17 protein-coding genes and 2 pseudogenes are annotated in these 21,624 nt (G+C 67.1%); 10 read left to right on the plus strand and 9 right to left on the minus strand.

The window, feature by feature from the left end:
* Positions 1 to 26 precede the first annotated feature (26 nt).
* The gene (locus tag EPD82_RS06005; RefSeq protein WP_141056136.1) at positions 27 to 2,156 is read right to left on the minus strand and encodes a methyl-accepting chemotaxis protein; all 2,130 of its coding nucleotides are present in this window, start codon (positions 2,154 to 2,156) and stop codon (positions 27 to 29) included.
* Positions 2,157 to 2,239: 83 nt separating this feature from the next.
* Complete coding sequence (locus EPD82_RS06010) at positions 2,240 to 3,472, minus strand: sensor domain-containing phosphodiesterase (RefSeq protein ID WP_141056124.1); 1,233 nt, start codon at positions 3,470 to 3,472, stop codon at positions 2,240 to 2,242.
* 161 nt (positions 3,473 to 3,633) lie between these two features.
* Here EPD82_RS06010 and EPD82_RS06015 point away from each other — a divergent pair, with 161 nt between their 5' ends.
* Positions 3,634 to 5,418, plus strand: a complete 1,785-nt coding sequence (locus tag EPD82_RS06015; RefSeq protein ID WP_198289004.1) for a GGDEF domain-containing protein — start codon at positions 3,634 to 3,636, stop codon at positions 5,416 to 5,418.
* Between the two features lie 45 nt (positions 5,419 to 5,463).
* Here EPD82_RS06015 and EPD82_RS06020 read toward each other — a convergent pair whose 3' ends face one another.
* From EPD82_RS06020 to EPD82_RS06035, 4 genes are read right to left on the minus strand one after another with little or no spacing between them, the layout of a single operon-like run.
* A complete protein-coding gene (locus EPD82_RS06020; protein WP_055423291.1) occupies positions 5,464 to 6,303 on the minus strand; it encodes a UDP-2,3-diacylglucosamine diphosphatase in 840 nt (279 codons plus the stop codon).
* A 12-nt stretch (positions 6,304 to 6,315) separates the two neighbouring features.
* Complete coding sequence (locus tag EPD82_RS06025) at positions 6,316 to 7,488, minus strand: glycosyltransferase family 4 protein (protein WP_055423292.1); 1,173 nt, start codon at positions 7,486 to 7,488, stop codon at positions 6,316 to 6,318.
* On the minus strand, positions 7,481 to 9,118 hold the full coding sequence (locus tag EPD82_RS06030; RefSeq protein ID WP_206202212.1) for a PEP/pyruvate-binding domain-containing protein: 1,638 nt from the start codon (positions 9,116 to 9,118) through the stop codon (positions 7,481 to 7,483). Before EPD82_RS06030 ends, EPD82_RS06025 begins: the two co-directional genes overlap by 8 nt.
* The gene (locus EPD82_RS06035) at positions 9,115 to 11,064 is read right to left on the minus strand and encodes a hypothetical protein (protein ID WP_055423294.1); all 1,950 of its coding nucleotides are present in this window, start codon (positions 11,062 to 11,064) and stop codon (positions 9,115 to 9,117) included. The genes EPD82_RS06030 and EPD82_RS06035 overlap by 4 nt, the downstream gene beginning before the upstream one ends.
* A 424-nt stretch (positions 11,065 to 11,488) precedes the next feature.
* On the opposite strand from EPD82_RS06035, the pseudogene EPD82_RS06040 reads away from it, so the two are divergent.
* Positions 11,489 to 12,240, plus strand: a pseudogene (locus EPD82_RS06040) (acyl-CoA dehydrogenase family protein).
* On the opposite strand, the gene EPD82_RS06045 reads toward EPD82_RS06040, so the two are convergent.
* Positions 12,237 to 12,707, minus strand: coding sequence for a MarR family winged helix-turn-helix transcriptional regulator (locus EPD82_RS06045; RefSeq protein ID WP_055423297.1), 471 nt, complete (start codon positions 12,705 to 12,707; stop codon positions 12,237 to 12,239). The pseudogene EPD82_RS06040 and the gene EPD82_RS06045 overlap by 4 nt on opposite strands.
* Before the next feature lie 108 nt (positions 12,708 to 12,815).
* On the opposite strand from EPD82_RS06045, the gene EPD82_RS06050 reads away from it, so the two are divergent.
* The 3 genes from EPD82_RS06050 to EPD82_RS06060 are packed head-to-tail and all read left to right on the plus strand — an operon-like array spanning position 12,816 to position 15,563.
* Positions 12,816 to 13,583: a glucose 1-dehydrogenase gene (locus EPD82_RS06050; RefSeq protein ID WP_055423298.1), complete on the plus strand. Its 768-nt coding sequence runs from the start codon at positions 12,816 to 12,818 to the stop codon at positions 13,581 to 13,583.
* 26 nt (positions 13,584 to 13,609) lie between these two features.
* The gene (gene badI / locus EPD82_RS06055; RefSeq protein ID WP_141056126.1) at positions 13,610 to 14,392 is read left to right on the plus strand and encodes a 2-ketocyclohexanecarboxyl-CoA hydrolase; all 783 of its coding nucleotides are present in this window, start codon (positions 13,610 to 13,612) and stop codon (positions 14,390 to 14,392) included.
* Positions 14,393 to 14,402: 10 nt separating this feature from the next.
* Positions 14,403 to 15,563, plus strand: coding sequence for an acyl-CoA dehydrogenase family protein (locus EPD82_RS06060; RefSeq protein WP_141056127.1), 1,161 nt, complete (start codon positions 14,403 to 14,405; stop codon positions 15,561 to 15,563).
* A gap of 102 nt (positions 15,564 to 15,665) precedes the next feature.
* Here EPD82_RS06060 and EPD82_RS06065 read toward each other — a convergent pair whose 3' ends face one another.
* Positions 15,666 to 16,448: a GNAT family N-acetyltransferase gene (locus EPD82_RS06065; RefSeq protein WP_082438377.1), complete on the minus strand. Its 783-nt coding sequence runs from the start codon at positions 16,446 to 16,448 to the stop codon at positions 15,666 to 15,668.
* A gap of 100 nt (positions 16,449 to 16,548) precedes the next feature.
* Entirely contained in the window at positions 16,549 to 17,742 is a 1,194-nt protein-coding gene (gene chrA, locus EPD82_RS06070) for a chromate efflux transporter (RefSeq protein WP_141056128.1), read from the minus strand.
* 128 nt (positions 17,743 to 17,870) lie between these two features.
* Between chrA and EPD82_RS06075 the strand changes: the two genes are divergently transcribed.
* From EPD82_RS06075 to EPD82_RS06095, 5 genes and pseudogenes are all read left to right on the plus strand, one after another.
* The gene (locus tag EPD82_RS06075) at positions 17,871 to 18,227 is read left to right on the plus strand and encodes an ArsR/SmtB family transcription factor (protein ID WP_240803310.1); all 357 of its coding nucleotides are present in this window, start codon (positions 17,871 to 17,873) and stop codon (positions 18,225 to 18,227) included.
* Positions 18,224 to 18,655: an arsenate reductase ArsC gene (locus EPD82_RS06080; RefSeq protein ID WP_141056130.1), complete on the plus strand. Its 432-nt coding sequence runs from the start codon at positions 18,224 to 18,226 to the stop codon at positions 18,653 to 18,655. Before EPD82_RS06075 ends, EPD82_RS06080 begins: the two co-directional genes overlap by 4 nt.
* On the plus strand, positions 18,652 to 19,698 hold the full coding sequence (arsB, locus tag EPD82_RS06085) for an ACR3 family arsenite efflux transporter (protein WP_141056131.1): 1,047 nt from the start codon (positions 18,652 to 18,654) through the stop codon (positions 19,696 to 19,698). Before EPD82_RS06080 ends, arsB begins: the two co-directional genes overlap by 4 nt.
* A gap of 66 nt (positions 19,699 to 19,764) precedes the next feature.
* The gene (gene arsD, locus EPD82_RS06090) at positions 19,765 to 20,148 is read left to right on the plus strand and encodes an arsenite efflux transporter metallochaperone ArsD (protein WP_055423304.1); all 384 of its coding nucleotides are present in this window, start codon (positions 19,765 to 19,767) and stop codon (positions 20,146 to 20,148) included.
* Positions 20,149 to 20,174: 26 nt separating this feature from the next.
* Positions 20,175 to 21,509 (plus strand): annotated as a pseudogene (locus tag EPD82_RS06095) (TRC40/GET3/ArsA family transport-energizing ATPase); the annotation flags it as partial.
* Positions 21,510 to 21,624: the final 115 nt, after the last annotated feature.

The raw sequence follows: 21,624 nt of genomic DNA on the forward strand, positions 1-21,624 counted from the left end.
GTCCTCCCGAGGGAACACGCCGGTGCTCAACGCGCGCTCGTCACGCGGAAGCGCCGCATCGAAGCACCCAGCTTGCCGGCGGCGTGCTTGACCCGGTCGACGCTCGCCGCGAGCGCCGCCAACGAGCCGCGCATGCCGTCGGCGATCGCCGCCAAGCGTTGCATCATGGAGCCGTTCACGCGGCTGCGCTCGGCCACGCGCTCGATCACGCCCAGCAGTCGTTCGGCGAGTTCGTGCACCTCGCCCTGCTCGGAGACCGCTTCTTCGGCAAGCCGCAGACCGTTCTCGACGTCGGCCACGCCGGATTCCATGATCGAGACCGCCTCGCGCGCTCCGTGCTGGATGCCCTCGATCTTGCCGCGGATGTCGCCGGTGGCGCTGGCCGTGCGTTGCGCCAGCTTGCGCACCTCGTCGGCCACCACCGCGAATCCGCGCCCGTGCTCGCCGGCGCGCGCCGCCTCGATCGCCGCGTTGAGCGCGAGCAGATTCGTCTGGGCGGCGATGTCGCTGATCACCGCCACGATGTCGCCGATCTCCTCGGTGCGCTGGTTGAGCGCCTGGATGGTGCGGCTGGCGGCGTCGATCGAATCGCGGATCGCCTGGGTCTGGGTGCGCACCGTCTGAAACTGGGCTTGGGCGTTCTCCACCACCGCGCCGAGCGCGGTGCGCACTTCCTCGGCGGTATGGGTGGCGGTGTCGATCTCGGCGAGCTGTTCGCCGAGTGAGTCGAGCAGATGCTGCACCTCGGCAAGGAGCTCATTGGCGGTGCCAGCAGCTTCCGTGTTCTTGTCGATCATCTCGCCGTGCGTCTGGCGCACCTCGTCGGTGGTGCGCACCACTTGCCCCAAGGTGCCGTCGAGCGAATCGATGAAGCTGTCGATCCAGCGGCCGAGCTCGCCGCTCTCGTCCTCAGCGAGCAGGCGACGATCGAAGCGCTGGGTGAGGTTGGCTTCCCCCTCGGCGAGCGAGCGCATCGTCTCGGCCATCGCGTCGAGCCGTCCGGTGAACGCCCGCACGCGGCGCCGCAGCAGCGGCGCATAGCCGAGGAGCAGCACCGCGACCATCGCCACCACCACGGTCGGCGCCGGCGGTGCGGCGTAGGCCGCGAACACCGTCGCCAGCAGCGCCGCGACGCCGACGAGCAGCAGGAAATCGCGCGTGAGCTGAAACCCCAGCGGGCGATGGCGATAGACCTCTTCGAGATCGGCTTCGCACATCATCCCCCAGCGATCGGGCGAACCGGGCAGCCGGAAAGTGATGCCCTTGCCGATCACCGGGATGTGTCGGTAGTCGGAATAGCCGGGATAGGTGACGAAGAGGTTCTCGCCGCAGCGGATCGTTTCGCGCACGCCGGGGTGCAGTTGCCCCGTGGCCGGGTCGACGAAGCGCAGCTCGAGCTCGGTGTGTCGCTGCACGCGTACGGTGCCGTAGGGGGTGGAAACGCCGCGCTTGAGGTTGTCTCCGAGGGTAAACGTTTCATCCTCGAAGCGCGAACGCGACAGGGCCGTGCCCGGGGCGATCGTCGGATCGAAGCGCGATTCGACCATGAAGAGGTAGTTGTCGCCCGAGTCGCGGTAGATGTGCCCCGCCTCGCGCTGGATGAGATCGCCGATCACGTCGTTGGGCACGCGGGCGCAGACACAGCCGAGCGTCTCCCCGTCGCGCACGATGGGGTGGTAAAACATCAGCGTGACTTCGTCGTGGAAACGCGAAGTCGTCGGCCCCAGCGTCTCGGTGAATGGGTCGGCGTAGGGGCCGTGCAGGAACGGGCCGCTCAGCCCGGCGGCGACGGCTTTCTCCGGCAGATCCTGCTTGCCGACGTGCTGCGGCGCAGTCGAGGCGAGCACTCGCCCTTTCGGGTCGATGACGAAGAGTTCGGAACAATCCGCGGCGAGCAGGCGTTTCTGGCGCAAGGGTTCGGCATCGAGCGCCTGGTCGAACCGGCCAGCGTAGGTCTGGGCCAGATCGGCGAGGTGTTCCCACTGCGTCCGCGTCCAGTCTTCGAGCAGGCGCACGCGGGTGGCGGCGATGCTCTCGAAAGTGCGCTCGATCGCCGGATAGCGGTGGCGGTTGAGCCAGCAGGCCCAGCCCATGGCGAGCTTGCCGGTTTTGCCGAACCAGGGCAGCCAGTGCCGCTCGGCGGGGGTGAGCGCCATGCGCCGGCTCTTGAGCGCGCCGTCCGCGCGCGGCGGGGCATAACTTGCACCAAAAGGGTTCGAATGGGTCAAGGTTTGTGCCGTCATGGTGCATTCTCCGCATCGAGGGTATCGGCCGCCAAGTCGGCGCAGACGACGAAAGTGCCGGCCTCGCCGTGGGCCGTGGCGGAAAGGGTGCGTACCCAGGTACCATCGGGTACCGAGAGGTAGGGGTCGGTCAAGTGGATTCGTCCGGGCATGGCGATGGCACGGCGAAAATAGGGCCGGGCGCTCCACAGGGCACCGGCGCCATCGGCCAGCGGTAGGTAACGCAGCAGGGTCACCGGCACACGCGAGGCGCTGTGCCCGAGCTGGCGGCCGTTTGCGTCGAGCAGATAGGCGCGATAGACCTCGGGGCGGGCGATCAACTCGGCGCTCGCCAGAGCAAAGTCTTCTCCCAAAGCGACGCGGCGCAAGGTCTGCCGGAACACCTCTTCGAGCGTTTTGGGTACCGCCTCACGACGGCGCACAGGACGCGCCCGCAGCGGGTCGTGCAGTTTCTCCCGCGCGCCCCAGGTGCTCTTGAGGGCGAAAGCGCGCGGCTGCGGCCGGGCGTAGTAGAAACCTTGCACGAGATCGGCTTCGGCCTGCACGGCGAGCTGCGCCTGCGCCGCGGTTTCCACGCCCTCGAAGAGCACCAAGGCACCGGTGTCGCGGATGAGCGCCACCAGCCGCTGGAGACTGCGGCGCACCCGCGCGTCCTCTTCCGCGAACAAAATCAGCGTGCGATCGAGCTTGACGATGTCGGGCGCGAGCGTGAAGAGCCGGTCGAGGTTCGAATGACGAGCACCAAAGTCGTCGAGCGCGACCAGGCAGCCGAGCGCCCGGTAGCGGGCCATGAGTTCGCGCAGCCACCCGGAATCGGTACTCTCGTCCTCGGTGAGCTCGACCACGACCTGGTGCGGATCGAGCCCGGCCGGGAGATCGTCTTCTTCGGTGAGCTGTGCCTGCGGTGCCCGATTGACGAAAAGCCACAGATCGTCGCCTGCCAGCGGCCGAAAGTTTTCGTAGTGCAACCGACGGGCGAGCCGGTCGCGCAGAATGAGCTCTTCGGGGTGCAGACTCGAGGTGAAAAACCGCAGCGGTGGCACCTCCACCCCCTCGTGCTGTGGCCGCAGCAAGGCTTCCAGCCCGACGATGCGCCCGTGCGCGATGCTGAAGATCGGCTGGAAATGGCTCATGAGCTGCCAATCACGATAGCTCAGGATCGTGTCCTCGGGATGGCGGTGCCAGCGCACCGATGTTTCCAGGCATTCCGGCGCGTCGTGCTCGCGCATTGGGGGTTCCTCCGATTTCCACCGCACCGTGCGGCATGCCCACTAGAACCAGCAATAATCATGCCTGAGCCTCTTTGCAGCAACGGCGTCGGCGTCACATCCTCGTCACACAGCTCGCCTACGATGGCGGGCGATGCGCCTTGTCGTGGCGAAATTCGTCCATGGATTCCCTGACCGAAATCATGTGCCCTCCCTATCCCGCCGACGTCCTCCCCGAGCTGGAACGCCTGTTGCAGGAACGACGCCTGGCAGCGCGTTTCCAGCCGGTGATCACGCTGGAGGACGGCGGACTCCTCGGCTTCGAAGGGCTCATCCGCGGCCCCAGCGACAGTTCGCTGCACGCTCCCCTGGTGCTCTTCGACGCGGCGCGCCGTCTCGGGCGATTGAGCGAGCTCGAATACCTCTGCCGCGAGACGGTCATCGCCGCTTTCGCTGCTCAAGGCGGCCAAGGGAAACTGCTGCTCAACGTCGATCCGGGGGCGATGGTGGTGCAGCCGGGCGATCAAAGCCGGACGCTCGCCTGGATCGAACAGGCGGGATTGTCACCGCGGGAAGTCGTCATCGAGCTCACCGAAGCCACGCCGGGCCTGGACTACGCCCAATTGCGCCATGCCGTGGCGCACTACCGCAGCCTCGGCTTTGCCATCGCCATCGACGATCTGGGCGAAGGCTTTTCTTCGCTGCGATTGTGGTCGGAGCTCGAGCCGGATTTCGTCAAGATTGACAAACACTTCGTGCAAGGGGCACACGCCGACCCGATCAAATGGCAATTCTTGGAGTCGATCGCGCGCATCGCCCGCAACAGCCGCACCCAAGTGATCGCCGAGGGCATCGAGACGCCGGCCGAACTCGCCGTGGTGCGCGAGTGCGGCATCCCCCTCGGTCAGGGGTATCTCTTCGGCCGGCCCGAACCGCGACCCGAATATCGGCCCGAGCCGGAACACTTCCGCTCCGAGCAGGTGCTCGACGCCTCCGTACCCGCGGGCGCAGAGGCGAGCGTCGCCTCCCTGGTGCACTACGTCGCCCCGCTTGCGCCGGAGACGACGAACGAGGAAGTCTTCGCCCGCTTCGAACGCGACCCGGAGCTCTATGCCCAACCGGTGGTCGCCGACGGCGTGCCGCTGGGGCTCATCGCGCGCAATCACTTCATGGATGCCTACGCCCGCCCCTACCGGCGCGAGCTCTACGGACACCGACCCTGCACTATGTATCTCGACCGCCACGCGCTGGTGATCGACCGGCGCATGAGCCTGCAGCAACTCTCGGATCTCATCACCCAGCTCGACCCCAAACACCTGGTGCAGGGCTTCATCATCACCGACTCCGGCCGCTACCTGGGACTGGGCAACGGGCACGCGCTGCTGCGCGAGATCACCCGCCTGCAGCTCGAGGCGGCCCGTCACGCCAACCCGCTCACCAACCTGCCCGGCAACGTCCCCATCCAGCGGGAGATCGATGCCCGGCTCAAGCGGGGCGAACCGTTCGTGGCCGCCTACCTCGATCTCGATCATTTCAAACCGTACAACGACATCTATGGCTTCCGCCGCGGGGACGACATCCTGCGGCTGGTGGGCGAACTGCTGCGTGAGCACACCGATCCGGCCAGGGATTTCGTCGGCCACATCGGCGGGGACGACTTCATCGTGCTGTGGGGCAGTCCCGACTGGCAGGAACGCACCGAGGCGCTGCTGCGCACCTTCGATGCGCGTATCCCAGAGTTCTACCATCCCGAAGACCGCGCCCGCGGCGGCATCGAGGCCGAGGACCGGCAAGGGCGAACGGTCTTCTTCCCGCTGTGCGCCTTGTCGGTCGGCGCCGTCGTCATCGACGAGCCACAGCGCTACGAGAGTCACCACGCCGTGGCCGAAGCGGCCTCGGTGGCGAAGAAGATGGCGAAGAAGACGCCGGGCAGCTCGCTCTTCGTCGAACGCCGCCGGCAGAAGTGAGCAGAGCGCTACAGGAGCACCGCGCAGCAGGGTGTCCGAGGGGCCCTACAGGATGCCGTCGGCGCGGTGCAGCACGTCGGCGAGCTCGACTTCGGGTGGTAGCGGCTCGAGCAGGCGGCGCGGCGCCTGAGGCGGCGGCGGGGGGGCGATCTCCCGATTCCAGTCCACCAGCTCCAGCCGACCGTCGAGGTGTTCGACGATGGCCGTGCAGGAATCCACCCAGTCGCCACAGTTGGCGTAGGTGAGACCGTCCACCTCCTTGATCGCCGCCCAGTGGATGTGGCCGCAGATGATGCCGTCCAGCCCCCGCTCGCGCACGCTGCGCATCACCGCGTCTTCGAACCCGTACATGAACTCCAGCGCCTTCTTCACCTTGCGCTTGACGTGTCCCGCGAGCGACCAGTAGCCCGGCCGCCCCATCCGGCGACGCACCCAGGCCCAGACGACGTTGGCGCGCACGAGGGCGCCATAGGCCGCATCGCCCAGCAGCGCCACCCAGCGATGATGGCGCGTCACTTCGTCGAACTCGTCGCCGTGGATGAGCAGGAACCGCCGTCCGTCGGCCGTCTGGTGCACGTACTCGGCGTGCAGCGTGATGTCGCCGAAAGCAGCCCCGACGTATTCACGCAGCGCCTCGTCGTGGTTGCCGGGAATGAAGATCACTCGCTCGCCGTGGCGCGCCCGCCGCAGGATCTTCTGCACGACCGTATTCTGCGCTGCGCTCCAGTAGATGCCGCGGCGCATCGCCCAGAAATCGACGACGTCGCCCACGAGGTAGAGATACTGCGCCGGATATTCGCGCAGGAAATCGACCAGGCGCTCAGCCTTGCAGGCGCGGGTCCCGAGGTGGATGTCCGAGAGAAAGACGGAACGAACGGCAGGCATATCGACCCCCTTCTACGCTGATGTCACACTCACCGCTTCGCCCCCTTCCTGCAGCACGGCGCAGAGCACCGCTTCCGCCTGGCGAAAGATCTCGGCCCAAGAGCGGCGAGCCGCCGCGGCGCGCGCCGCCGTGCCCAGACGCCGCCGCAAGGGGGCATCGGCGGCGATCCGGCAGGCCCGCGCGATGAAGGAGTCCTCATCCCCCGGCGGGCAGGACAAGCCGCTCACGCCGTCCTCCACGCACTCGGCCACCGCCGCCTCGTCGTAGCCCACCAGCGGCAGGCCGCTCGCCATCGCCTCGAGCACGACGTTGCCGAAGGTTTCCGTCAGGCTCGGAAAGAGGAAGAGATCGGCCGAGGCGTAGTGCGCTGCCAGATCCTCGCCCCGGCGCGCGCCGCAGAAAACGAACTCAGGATGATCGCGCCGCCAGCAGGCCGCCATGGGCCCTTCCCCCACCACGACCAACTTCGCCTCAGGACGATGCGCCGCAATGGCCTGAAACGCCCGCGCGAGCAGATCGAGGTTCTTCTCCGGCGCGAGCCGCCCGACGTAGAGCACCGCCAGCCCCTCCTCCCCTACGCCCCAGTGCCGGCGCAGCGCCGGATCGCGCCGCGCGGGAGAGAACAGCTCGGCGTCGACGCCGCGCGCGAGCACCTCGACCCGGCGGTATCCCGCCGCGAGCAGGGCGTCGCGCTGGCGCTGCGTCGGCACGAACGTACACTGCGTCGCATTGTGAAAAGCGCGTAGATAGGCCGCGATCCCGCCGCGCAACCAACCGAGGCCGTAATGGGCCCCATAGGCGTCGAAATTCGTATGCAAGGCCGAGGTGAGCGGAATGCCCAGACGGCGCGCCGCCGCGAGCGCCGCCAGACCCAGCGGTCCTTCGGTGACCAGATGCACCCCATCGGGCCGCTTCTGCCGCCAATGGCGCACGAGTCGTCCATACGCCGGCCACCCCATGCGCAAACCCGGATAACGCGGCAAGGCGATCGCGCCCACCCGCAGCGAGGCCACGCCCGCGAGCTCCTCCCCTTCTGCTCTTCCCTGATCCGGCCGCACCACTTCGAGCTCGTGGCCCGCGGCGACCGCCTCCTGCAGCATCCGCCCGACGGTACGCGCCACCCCGTTGATCTCGGGGGGATAGGTCTCGGTGACCACACTCAGACGCAGCCGTCGCTCAGGCATTCTCCCCCTCCCCGACAAAGCGCGCCCGCAGCGCGGCGAGCCGCTCCTGCAGCGCCGCATCAGGAACGGTCTGCGTCTGCACCAGTCCGGCATAGACACTGCCGTCGTTGCCATCGAGCGTGATCGGCTCTCCCTCGGCCACGACCCGCTCGCCGAAGCGCACGCTGCGCGCCCAGCCGTCGATCGTCAAGCCCTCGCACCCGACCACGCATACCTTGCCCATCTGCCGCGCGACCACCGCCGCGTGCGAGGTGCGTGCCCCGCGCCGGGTGAGCAGTCCCCCGGCCTGGCGCAGCGCCGCGACGTCGGCCGTCTCGGCATCCTGCCGCACCAAGATCACTTTGGCCCCCTGAGCCACTCGCTCCGCCACCCGTTCGGCATCGAGCGCGAGCTCACCGCCGGCAATGCCGGGCGAGGCCGGAATCCCGCACGCGAGCCGCTGCGGCGCCTCCCCTCCCTCGGTGGCCAGGCGCACCGTCGCCAGCTCCTCCAAGGCGATGTCGCGCGTACGCTCCCAGGCGGCGCGCTCATCGATCACTCCCTCGTCGAGCAAATCGAGGGCGATGCGCGCGGCTGCCCGCAAGGTCCGCTTGCCCGAGCGCGCCTGCAGCCAGAAGAGCGTGCCTTCCTGCACCGTGAATTCGAAATCCTGCATGTCGCCGAAGAGCCGCTCCAGCTTCGTCCCACCGTCGCACAGCTCCTCCCATACCTGGGGCAGACGCGCGGCCAGCCGCTCGTGCCCCACGGCATTGCGCCGCCCGGAGACCACGTCCTCGCCCTGCGCCTCGAAGAGGAAATCCACCCACGGCCGCGGCGTCCCGTCGGTCGGGTCGCGCGTGAATCCCACCCCGGCCCCCGAGCGCCGGTCCGCGTTGCCGAAGACCATCTGCTGGATGGTGACCGCCGTACCGAGCGCGTCGTCGATCCCCTGATGCCGCCGGTAGTCCACGGCCTTGGGGGCATTCCAGGAAGCGAACACCGCCCGCACCGCTTCGCGCAGCTGCACCCGCACCGATTGAGGGAACGCCTCGCCCGCCTGCTCGCGGTAGCACTCCAGGAAACGGCGCGTGAGCGCGCGCAGCGTGTCGAAAGCGAGCGCCTGTTCCTCCCGCCCCTGGGCGAGCTCGGCGAGCGCCGCCTCGAACACGCCCGGGTCGATCCCGGCCACCACTTCACCGTAGCCCGCCACCAAGCGCCGGTAGGAATCCCACACCAGCCGCGGATTGCCGGTCAGGCGCAGCAGCCCCGGCACCGTCTCGTCGCACAAGCCCACGTCGAGCACCGTCTCCATCATCCCCGGCATCGACACCGGCGCCCCCGAGCGCACCGACACGAGCAAGGGACGACGTGCATCACCCAGGCGCCGAGCGGTGAGTGCCTCCAGCGCCGGCAATCCTGCCGTGAAGAGCGCCTCCTCCCACGCCGCGACCGGCCGGTGCGCATAGGGCGTTCCCAGCACCAGCGCCGGCGGCACGCGCAAGCCGGCGCTCGCCATCAGCCACAGGTTCCACGCCTTGTTCCCGAGCTGCAGCACCCCTTTGCTCGGAGGATGGGCCTTGCGCGGCAAAGTCTCCATCTCCCGACGACCAGCGATCAGATAGCACGCCTCGGGCCAATGCGGCGCGTTCATGACGTCACCCCCGTGCGCGCCATCACCATCTGGCGCAAGGCATACCCCACGGCGAGCAGACCGTCGGAGGCTTTCTCCACCGCGGCAGCCATCTGCCCGGCGATCTGTGCCCCCGTGGGTTTCTCGGACATGGTCGCGACGATGGCGCGGCTCGCCTCGCGCGCGAGCTGGTCGCACAGGCGCTCGGCGCGCAGGATGCGCCACAGCGTCTGCAAGAACGCGTCCTCGTCCTCCGCCTCCCCCTGCGCACTCACCGCGCGGGCGATCTCTACGGCACGCACCAGATCCTGAATCGCCGCCAAGGTCGTGTCCGCCAGCCGGCTCAGGGGCTCGCGCGCCCCCGGCGTGAGCCCGGCCAAGGGCCCAACGAAGAGCAGCGAATGCAAAAAGAGCGCCTCCTCGAGCGCATCGGACACGTCGTCGGCATGCTCCATCAAGGCCACCAGAGGCTGCCAGCGGCTGTGACGCTCGGCACGCGCACGCGCCTGCATCAGGAGATGATCGGCCTCGCGCTCCCATTGTTTGCCGCGTTGCCCCTGCGCTTCGAGCGCCTCGGGCCCAGGCTCCTCCTCCAGCACGGCGCAGACCTCGCGCGCGATGGCGTGCGTATACGCCGCATGCTCGGCCAGCAGCTCCAGCTCGAAAGTGCGCTGCCGCAGCAGACGGGCGAGCAGGATGCGCGCCTCGTCGGCGACGAGATCCACCGGTTGGCGCTCGAGCAGCATGCGGCTCGACACGCGCAGCAAGGTGAAGAGGTACTCACCGGCCGCCTGCGGACCCAACACCTCGTCGAGCCGATCGCCGATGCGAAACGCCTCGCCATCGACCGATTCCATGGCCGCGAACACCAGCCGCTCGCCCCCGGCGAGCAACCACCCCATGTGCCCGCACTCCTCCTTGGCCGCCCGGTAGAGGATCTCCTGGGCCTGCGCCTTGCCGACGAACTGCTGCAAGCGCTTGCGCGCCCGGTTCCAGTCGATCACGAACACGATCTTGGCAGCCAGCTCCTCCAGCGCCTCCTCGAGCGCAGCGCGATCCTGCCCGCGAAACACCGCCTCCCCCACCATGTAGGGCCGCCCCGCGTTGAGGCCCGCCCCTGCGGCGGAGGTTTGCACCGTCCAGACGAAACCGACCTCCTCCAGCAAGCGTTGGAAGAAACGGAAACGCCCGCGATGCAGATCCGAATAGTTCAGCCGGATCTCCAGATCTTCGACCGTCACCACCAGCACGTGCACGTCGTTCGTACCGATGTCGTTTTGGATGAGCAGGCGCGCGCCGTCGCGCGTGGCCGCCGTATCCAGCCCCGGGTGAGAGAACTTGAGCGGTGCCGTGCGCCTGAGTCCGCGCATGAACGCCCGCACCAAGGGCCGATCCTCGGGCGCGAGCCCCCAGACGTTCGCCCCGTCGAGCTCCTCGGTGGCGATCTCGGCGGCCAGCGCATTGAGCGCCTTGTGCAGGTCCATCACCAGCAGGTGCAGGCTATCGCCGCGCTCGCGCTCGCCATGCGTCAAGGCAGCGAGCTGCTCGGGTTCCAGCCCCTCCTGCGGATCGAGCGAATGCAAGAATTCGAGCCAGGCATCGCGCCGCGCCAGCAGCTCGGCCGGCCCCGACGGTGCAGACTCGCACACGGGGCGCGCCATCGTCTGCAGATCGGCCGCCACCGCCTCGCACCACCGGTCGAGATGGCGCAGCATCAGCACCCCGTCGGCAAGATAGGCGCTGCGCACCAGCTCCTGCAGCCACCCCGTCTCCGTCACCCCCGCCCGGGCGAACTCGGCCGACCAGTCCGTCACCGCCGCCTGCGGATCACCGGCATGGCGCGCCGCCTCCTGCAGCAAGCTCAGATAGAGCTTGAGCCGGTCATTGGCCGCCAGCGCCGCCTGCACCCAGCCGGGCAACAGCAAGGAACGCTGTCCCAGCGCCGCCACCGCCTCTTCCTTGCGCATCTTTCCCTCCGGCGCGACCACGATGCCCCGAGTCTGACGCGGAAAGATTGCGCAGCGATGACATGAGACGATACCGGGGCCAAGCCTCTTCCCGGCTCTCTAACGCACTCTCTCAGCCACCCGCTTCCCGTACCCGTTAGCATGAATACCTGCAGCGACCATGGCAGGTCGGTGGCGAAAAAGTAAAACAGGGTTGAATTCCATGGTCTCCTCCTTTGACGCGCCCCTTTCGACGGGACGTTCGGGAAGCCACGCTAGCAGCCTGCGATTATCGTGTCAACCTGTTTTCAATAAAAATCATGCCACGAATCAAATTTTCGGGCGTAAACGTAAAGGTATTGACATTAACTTTCCCTTCCCCTAGACTGATCCTCGTCGGCGGAATGAAAAGAAAAACTGACGATAAAAGAAGGAGGGGGGGGAGATGGAGTTCTCGCTCAGCGAAGACCAACAGGCACTGGTCGATGCAGCCGACCGGTTCGCCACGCAAAGGCTGAAACCGGGCTATCGTGCCCGCGAGCACGCAGGACGGATCGAAAGGGAGCTCGCGCGGGAGATGGGCCAGCTAGGGTTCATCGCGCCGGAGCTCCCCGTGGACTTCGGTGGCTCGGGGCTGGATCGCCTCAGCAGCGGCTTACTGCTCGAGAGCATCGCCAGGGGCGATTTCAACGTCGCCTATGTCAATCTCCTCGCCTCCTTGTGCGGGCAGATCGTTGCACAATACGTACGGCCGCTCCTCCATGGCAAGGGAATGGTTGCGGGCAGTGACGGCGGGAGAGAAACTCATCGCGATCGCCCTGACCGAACCCCACGCAGGGTCGGACGCCGCCCGCATCCGGTTGCGAGCGCAGCGCAAAGGCGATCATTTCGTGCTCAACGGAGAGAAGGCCTCGATTTCGATGGCTACCCAAGCCGACGTGGCGGTAGTCCTTATGGCTGAAAGACCAAGAGCTTCCGCACACGGCCGAGGCGGCGATGTGCAAGTGGTGGGCGCCAAAGCTCGCCTGCGAGATCATCCAGCAGTGCCTGATCGCCCACGGTCACGGAGGCTACAGCAACGATCTGCCGTTCGGTCAGCGCTACCGCGACGTGCTCGGTCTGCAGATCGGCGACGGCACCGCCAACATCATGAAGATGATCATCTCCCGGCAGATGCTCGCCCGGCATCGCCCCTAGAGTTTGGCCATGTTGTTATGCAGAACGTTGAGATAATGGATGAAGGTGATGCGATCGTCGAACGACAACCCCTTGAGCGCCTTGTCGTAGAAATCGTGGATCGGTTCGGCAAGATCGGCCCAGAGCTTCTCCCCTTTCGCGGTAAGGCGCACCTTGCGCGAGCGACGGTCCTCCTCGCCGGTGACGCGTTCGACGTACCCCTGGCGTTCCAGGCGGTTGAGGATGCCGAAAAGGTTCTGCCGGCTCACCAGCAGATAGCGGCTGAGCTCACCCACGGTCATCCCCTCGGCCGCCTGCGGACGGGAGAGTGCCCCGAGCACCGACCACTGCTGGGTGGTCACGCCAAACTCGCTCAGCGCCTGCGTCCCTTTGGTGTGCAGCGTGTTGGCCGTCTGAAAGAAACGAAAGAAGAGACGGTTGTTGATCTCGACGATGGCGAGGGTCTTTTCAGGGGTCAGATCCTTCATGGGCAACTCATGGCGCAAAGGCACGCGGCGGGAAAGAATAGGAAAGTATAACCGTAGGGGTCCCGGCACCGGGATCGTGTTCGATACCAAGGAGGAAGGAGGAAGATGATGAAAGGCTTGCGCGACAAAGTAGCGGTAATCACGGGCGGCGGAGGCGGGATCGGTGCGGCCATCTGCCGCCGCTTCGGCGAAGAGGGCACGGCTGTAGCGGTGCTCGATCTCAACGGCAAAGCCGCCGAGGAGGTGGCTGGGGAGATCCGTGCCGCCGGCGGCAAGGCCAAAGCCTACCCCGTCGACCTCACCGTACAGGAACAGGTACAGGCCACGGTGGCGGCGGTCGAGAATGATCTCGGCCCCATCGACATCCTCGTCAACAACGCGGGCTGGGACCGGGCGGCTCCTTTCCTCAAAACCGACAAGGCGCTGTGGGACAAGATCGTGGCGGTCAACCTCTACGGGCCGCTCTACATGCACCACGCAGTGCTGAGCCGGATGGCGGCACGCGGCAAGGGGCGGGTCGTGAACATCGCCTCGGACGCGGCGCGCGTGGGCTCGTCGGGCGAATCAGTCTATGCCTTTTGCAAAGGCGGGCTGGTGGCGTTCTCGAAAACGATCGCCCGCGAGCTCGCCCGGCAGAAGATCAACGTGAACGTCGTCTGCCCCGGCCCCACCGACACGGCACTCTTTCGCGATTTTGCCGGCGAAGGCGAACAAGGAGAGAAGCTGCGCGCGGCGCTCATCAAGGCAATCCCTTTCGGCCGTCTGGGCGAACCCGAAGACGTGGCGGGCATCGTGGTGTTTCTCTCCAGCGACGAAGCGGCCTTCATCACCGGCCAGGTCATCAGCGTCTCCGGCGGCCTGACGATGGCCGGCTGATCCACCCAAAAGGAAGGAGCAAGAAGATGGAATATCAGGACATTCTCTACACCAAGGTCGATGGCGTGGCCACGATCACGATCAACCGCCCGCAGCGCTACAACGCCTTCCGCGCCCAAACCTGCGAGGAAATGATCCACGCCTTCAAAGATGCAGACTTCGACCGCAGCATCGGCGTGGTGGTACTCACCGGCGCCGGTGACAAGGCGTTCTGCACCGGCGGAGACCAGAGCACCCACGAGGGCGGCTACGGCGGGCGTGGCACCATCGGCCTGCCGATCGAGGAAGTGCAGAGCGTGATCCGTGACATCGCCAAGCCGGTGATCGCGCGGGTGAACGGCTATGCGATCGGCGGCGGCAACGTGCTCGTGACGCTGTGCGATCTGGCGATCGCCTCCGAGACGGCGCAGTTCGGCCAGGTTGGTCCCAAGGTAGGCTCGGTGGATCCCGGATTCGGTACGGCGCTGCTGGCGCGCGTCGTGGGCGAGAAGAAGGCACGCGAAATCTGGTATCTATGCCGGCGCTACACGGCCCAGGAAGCGCTGGCCATGGGGCTCGTCAATGCCGTGGTGCCGCCCGAGCGGCTCGATGAGGAAGTGCGCCGCTGGTGCGACGAGATCCTGGAGAAGAGCCCGACTGCGATCGCACTGGCGAAGAAGTCGTTCAACGTCGACACCGAGATGATCCGCGGCATGGGAGCGCTGGCGATGCAGGCGCTGCGCCTCTACTACGAGACGCCGGAATCGGCCGAGGGCGTGCGCGCGTTCCAGGAAAAACGCAAGCCCGATTTCCGCAAATACGTCAAATGAGGGCGCGTCGATGATCCGGGACGAGGAAACCTTGACGCTTCTGCTCGACACGATCGCCCGCTTCGTACGCGAGCGTCTGGTGCCGGCCGAGGCGGAAGTGGCGCGCACCGACCGCATCCCCGAGGAGATCGTCGCCGAGATGCGCCGCCTGGGGCTCTTCGGCCTGACGATCCCCGAAGAATACGGCGGCATGGGGCTCACCATGGAGGAAGAAGTGCGGGTGTACTTCGAAATGGGGCACACCTCGCCGGCCTTCCGTTCCTATTTCGGCACCAACTGCGGCATCGGCAGCCAGGCGATCGTCATCGACGGGACGCCGGAGCAGAAAGCCCGCTATCTGCCCCGCCTCGCCTCCGGCGAGCTCATCGGCTCCTTCGCTCTGACGGAACCGGGCGCCGGGTCGGACGCAGCAAGCCTGAGGACGACCGCGGTGCGTGAAGGTGACTGTTATGTGCTCAACGGCACCAAACGCTTCATCACCAACGCCCCGGAAGCCGGCATCTTCACCGTGATGGCCCGCACCGATCCTGCCAAAAAAGGAGCCGACGGCATCTCCGCCTTCCTCGTCGAGCGCGACACACCGGGCCTGTGGGTCGGCCCGCCCGACGTCAAAATGGGCCAGCGCGGGGCCCACACCGCCGACGTCGTCTTCGAGAACTGCCGCGTGCCGGCCGAAAACCTCATCGGCGGACGCGAAGGCCAAGGCTTCAAGACGGCGATGAAAGTGCTCGACAAAGGGCGCATCGCCATCGCCGCAACCGCGGTCGGCGTGGCCGAGCGCATGCTGCAGGATGCGCTGCGCTACGCCTGTGAGCGTGAGCAGTTCGGCAAGCCCATCGCCGAATTCCAGCTAGTCCAGACGATGCTCGCCGACAGCCAGGCCGAGATCTACGCCGCGCGCTGCACGGTGCTCGATGCCGCGCGCCTGCGGGATGCGGGAGAGAACGTCAACCTGCAGGCGGCCTGCGCCAAGATGTTCGCCACCGAGATGTGCGGCCGCGTGGCCGACCGGGCCGTGCAGATCCACGGCGGCGCGGGGTACATGGCCGAATACGGCATCGAGCGCTTCTACCGCGACGTGCGGCTCTTCCGCATCTACGAAGGCACCACGCAGATCCAGCAGCTGGTGATCGCGCGCAACCTCATCCGTTCGGGGAAAATCTACGGCTGAGTCGCGTCCACGTCCAAGGGTTCGCGCAACGCCAAACCGAGCGCCTGCCGCTCGCTGGCAGGTGCTCGAGTCGCGTACCGGCCGTTCGTGTCTCGCTCATGTTCAGCCAATGCTCCCCATCTCCGCCCGAAAATGCCGCGCGTAGCGCCGAGAGATCCGCTCGGCCGACAGCAATACCGGCACGTCCGCGCACCGGAAATCCGCATCCAGCGCGGGCGCACCGCACAGCCACGCCCCCGCGTTGAGATAGGCCTTGAGGAGCGCCGGGCAAGGTGCCGGCTCGGCGCGTGTCGCCCCTTCGACCTCAGGCAGCGGCCGGCGCGGCGTGACGCGATATTCGATCGGTGCAGCGCGTTCCGCCCACTGTGCCACAAACAGGGCATGAACCGCGTCGAGCCCCGCATGCAGCGGCACCGACGCCAACCCAAAGAGATAACGGTAGCCGCGCACGTCCAGATAGCTCGCCAGGCCGGCAAAGAGCAGCGCGATCACCCCGCCATGACGGTGTCCCGGCGCGATGCAGGCCCGCCCCACCTCCACCATGCGCTCGCGCAAGGGGTCGAGGCGCACCAGATCGTATTCCTGCTCGGAATACAAGCCGCCCACGCGCTTCGCCCCTTCCGGCGTGAGCACGCGATAGCAGCCGACCACGCGCTGCTCCACCCGATCGCGCACGATGAGGTGCTCGCAATACGGATCGAAGAAATCGCAATCGAGCCCAGGAATGCGGCTCGTCAAACGCGCCCCGAGTTCATCGTGAAAGACGCGGTAGCGCAGACGCTGCGCCTCATACACGTCGAGCTCGCTCGCGGCGAGCGCCAGTTCATAGCGTCCCAGCGCCGGCAAGGTGGCGCGCTGGTGTTGCACGGCAACGGCAAGGGTCATGACGGCTCCTGCGGCACGAGTCCCGATCGGGACGACGGCGGCAGAGTAAGCACGTCAGGTTACATGGTGATGTCAACGGCACATCGCTGCAACCCTTCCCTCACCCCAGCACCCCACCCAGGAAACCGCACCCGCCGACCACTGCCCAAGGCGGCACGCGCCAGAAGAGCAGCGCGACGAAGGCGACGAGCGCGAGACAGAAATCCTGCGGCTGCAGGATCGCGCTGGTCCACACCGGCTGATAGAGCGCGGCAAGCAGGAGGCCGACCACTGCGGCATTGACGCCGGCGAGCGCCGCCTGCGTGTGCCGCAGGTGGCGCCATTTCGCCCAGAACGGCAGTGCGCCGAGGATCAGGAAGAACGAAGGCAGGAAAATCGCGGTGAGCGCGAGCAGACCGCCCGTCCAGCCCGCCGGCGGTATCTCGCGAACGGCACCGAGAAAAGCCGCGAAGGTGAAGAGCGGCCCCGGCACCGCCTGCGCCGCCCCGTAGCCGGCGAGGAACGTCTGCGCGTCCACCCAGCCGCGCGGCACCGTCTCCGCCTGCAGCAGCGGCAGCACCACGTGCCCTCCGCCGAAGACGAGCGCGCCGGCGCGGTAGAATGCATCGACGAGCGTGAGCGTGGGGTTTTCGGTCAAGTGGGCGAGCAGCGGCAGGACCATGAGCAGCGCGGCGAAGAGCGCGAGCCAAAAGAGGCCGATCCGCCGTCGCACCGCGATCGGCAACGGCTCGGGCGGCGGTAATTCCCGCCCTGGGAGTAGTGCCAAACCGGCCACGCCCGCCGCCGCGATGACCGCCACCTGCACCCAAGCCAGCGGCGCGAGCGCGACGCAGCACGCCGCCACCGTCATCAGCGTCACGCGCCGCGCATCGGGACACAGCGTGCGCGCCATGCCCCACACCGCCTGCGCCACCACCGCCACCGCCGCCACTTTCAAACCGTGCAAGACGCCGGCGGGAACCGCCTGGGCGTAGTGCGTCAGGCCCAGCGCGAACAGGATCATCGCCACCGCCGAGGGCAGGGTGAACCCGAGCCAGGCGGCGAGCGCCCCGCCGTAGCCGGCCCGCAGATAGCCTAATGCCATTCCCACCTGACTGCTCGCCGGTCCCGGCAGGAACTGGCACAGCGCCACCAGATCGGCATATTCCCGCTCGTCGAGCCAGCCACGGCGCACCACGAACTCCTCGCGAAAATAGCCCAGATGCGCGATCGGCCCGCCGAACGACGTCAGCCCCAGGCGCAGAAAGACGAACAAGACGTCCCACGCCCCTGCCCTTTTTCGTTCCCCGTTCATTGCCCCTCCCTCCACATCTGCGCCGGGCACATCGACCGCCTGGTCGACTCAGGATAGTCGGTGAACGGTTTTTCGGGTATCGCATGCTTGACATCATTCAATACTTCAACAATAATGGAAATATGGAAATGTTACTTGCTGCCGAACTCCTCGCCGCGCTGGGGCACGAAACGCGGCTCGCCATCTTCCGCCTGCTCGTCGAAGCTGGGCCGCAGGGTCGCTATCCGAACGAACTGAGCGAAGCGCTCGGCCTGCCTCCCACCACACTGTCCTTCCACCTCGCGCATCTGAACCGCGTCGGTCTCATCCGCCGGCACAAAGAGGGGCGGTACCTGCGCTACGCCGCTGCTTACGAGACGATGGACGAACTCCTTGCCTTCCTCACGCAGAACTGCTGCGGCGGGGTCACTTGCCTCTCTGGGGCGGCAACCGGACCCAGCGAAAAACGCCCTCCGACGACCATCCTTGCGCCCCAAGGAACATGACGATGACGAAAACCGTGCTCGTGCTGTGCACGCACAATGCCTGCCGCTCGCAACTGGCAAAAGCTATTCTCACGCACGACCTCGCTCCCGCGGTGCGGGCGATTTCGGCGGGCACCCGGCCGGCGAACGAAGTGCCGGCCGAAGTGTTCGCCGCGCTGCGCCTCGCCGGCCTGCCGGCCGATGGGCTCGTGCCCAAATCCCTCGACGCCGTGCTCGACGAACCGGTCGAGCTCGTCGTCACCGTCTGCGACGACGCCAAGGAATCCTGCCCCGTCTTCCCGCGTCCGGTGCCACGGCTGCACGTTGCCTTCCCCGACCCGATGGGGCAGCCGCTTGCGCGTTTCCTCGAAGTGCGCGACGAAATCCGCGCCAGGCTGGTGCCTGCCGTTCGCCAGGCTCTGGATGCTGAACGAGGAGCCCGTCCATGAGCGCTCCCGCCTCGCCTTTGGGATTCTTCGAACGCTATCTCACGCTCTGGGTGCTCCTGTGCATCGGTGCCGGCATCGGGCTAGGGCAGGCGCTGCCCGAGGTGTTCGCGGCACTCTCCCGCTGCACGGTGGCCGAAGTCAATTTGCCGGTGGGTCTCCTCATCTGGGTAATGATCGTCCCGATGCTGGTGAAGGTCGATTTCAGCGCCCTGCACGACCTGCGCCGCCACGTGCGCGGCATCGGCGTGACGCTCTTCGTCAATTGGCTGGTCAAACCCTTTTCGATGGCATTCTTCGGCTGGTTCTTCATTCGCCAGCTTTTTGCCCCGTGGCTACCGGCCGGCGAAATCGATGCCTATCTCGCCGGGCTCATCCTGCTCGCCGCTGCGCCGTGCACGGCGATGGTCTTCGTCTGGAGCCGGCTCGCCGACGGCGACCCGCTGTTCACCCTCACCCAGGTGGCCGTCAACGATCTCATCATGGTCTTCGCCTTCGCGCCGCTCGTCGGTTTTCTGCTCGACCTGTCGGCGATCACGGTACCGTGGCAGACGCTCGTCGCCTCGGTGCTCCTCTACCTCGTCATTCCGGTCGTCCTCGCCCAACTCTGGCGCAAACGGCTCATGAAACGCGGCGAGGCGGCCTTTGCCGCGGCGATGCGCCGCATCGCGCCGTGGTCGACGGCGGCGCTCCTTGCCACCTTGGTGCTGATCTTCGCCTTCCAGGGGCAGGCCATCCTCGCGCAGCCTCTGGTAATCGCACTGTTGGCCATTCCCATCGTGGTGCAGGTCGCCTTCAACGCCGCACTCGCCTACGGTCTCAACCGCGCCTTGGGCGAGGACCACGCCGTCGCCTGCCCGTCGGCCCTGATCGGTGCCTCCAACTTCTTTGAACTGGCGGTGGCCACGGCCATCAGCCTGTTCGGTCTTGCCTCCGGTGCGACGCTCGCCACGGTGGTCGGCGTGCTGATCGAAGTGCCGGCCATGTTGCTTGTCGTGAAATTCGTGCGTCTCTCACGCGGCTGGTACGAACACCGCACGGTGTGAGCCACGACCCCTGCCCGCCGGCGACGGTAGGCAAACCTCCCTCCCTCGAACCCAAGGAGTTCCATCATGCCCAAACTCGAAGTCTTCGATCCCGCCCTGTGCTGCGCGACCGGCGTCTGCGGCGTCGATGTCGACCCGGCGCTCGCGCAATTCGCCGCCGATCTCAAGTGGCTGGAAGCGCACGGCGTGACGGTCGAACGCCACAACCTCGGCCAGGACCCCGCCGCGTTCGCCACCAATCCGCGCGTGCTGGCGCTTTTGCAACAGGGCAACGACCGCCTGCCGGCCGTTTTTCTCGACGGCGAACTGCTCGCCAGCGGCGCCTACCCCGATCGCCACGCGTTGGCCGCAAAACTCGGCCTGACCGATGTTTCCGCCACCGACGCCCCGGCAAGCGGCACCTGCTGCGCCGCTCAACCCGCCGCCGTCCAGGGCAAAAGCTGCTGTTGAACGCCACCAACAAGGAATCCGCCACCATGAACCTGCTCACCCTCGACACACGCTATCTCTTCTTCACCGGCAAGGGCGGAGTCGGCAAGACCTCGCTCTCCTGCGCCACCGGCCTCTCCCTGGCGCAGCGCGGCAGGAAAGTTCTCATCGTCAGCACCGACCCGGCCTCCAATCTGAGCGAAGTACTCGGCACGCCGGTCGGGCATGCCCCGACGCCGATCGTGGGGGCGCCGAACCTTTTTGCGCTCGATCTCGACCCGCGCGCCGCGGCAGCGGCCTACCGCGAACGCATGGTCGCACCCTACCGTGGCATCTTGCCCGAGGCGGCCATCCAGAGCATGGAAGAGCAGTTTTCCGGGGCCTGCACCGTGGAAATTGCCGCCTTCGACGAATTCGCGCGACTCTTGGGCGACCCATCCGCCACCGCCGGATTCGACCACGTCATCTTCGACACCGCCCCTACCGGTCACACCCTGCGGCTCCTCACCCTGCCGAGCGCCTGGGATGAATTCATCGCATCCACGACCGGTGGCGCCTCCTGCCTGGGGCCGCTCGCCGGGCTACAGCAACAGCGCGAACGCTACGCCGCCACGGTCGCCCGGCTGGGCAATCCGGCCGAGACCACCCTGGTGCTCGTCAGCCGTCCCGAACGCGCCGCGCTGCGCGAGGCCGAGCGCACCCGCGTCGAGCTGGCAGAACTCGGCATCCGCAACCTGCATCTGGTGATCAACGGGCTATTCGCCGACGAAACCGGCGACGATGCCATCGCCCGTGCCATGGCCGAGCGTCACGCCGCGGCGCTTGCCGCCATCCCACCCGGACTCGCCGCCCTGCCGCAAAGTACCCTGCCCTTCCTGCCGCGCGGTACGACCGGGCTTGCCGGTTTGCAGCAATTGCTCTCTGGCACGCCACCCGCCCCGCAGGGGCCGGTAGCGCTGCCGGAAGTCACCGACCTGCCGCCAGGCTTGTCCGCTTTTATCGACGAACTTGCCCGCCAGGATCACGGCGTCGTCCTCACCATGGGCAAAGGCGGCGTGGGCAAGACTTCGGTAGCTGCGGCGATTGCGCTCGCGCTCGCCGAGCGCGGCAAGAAAGTCACCTTGTCGACCACCGACCCGGCGGCGCACCTTGCCGACGCGCTCGCGGGCGAAACCGCCGGCCTCACGGTGACGCGCATCGACCCGGCTGCCGAACTCGCCCGTTACACCTCCGAAGTACTCGAACAAAAGGGCAAGGACCTCACGCCAGAGGCGCGCGCCATGCTGGAAGAAGACCTACGCTCGCCCTGCACCGAGGAAATCGCCGTCTTCCGCGCCTTCGCCCACACCGTGGCCGGCGGTACCTCCGGTTTCGTCGTGCTGTTGTCAACAAATAGAACTGTCCGGTTTCGTAGCACATAAACTGTCCGCTTTTCCGGGCCGGGGAGGGAAGGCGTGAAGGGCGTAGCCCGGAGCGCCTTCCCTCCCCGGCAGGCGC

Source organism: Tepidiphilus succinatimandens (assembly GCF_006503695.1).
Lineage (GTDB): Bacteria > Pseudomonadota > Gammaproteobacteria > Burkholderiales > Rhodocyclaceae > Tepidiphilus > Tepidiphilus succinatimandens.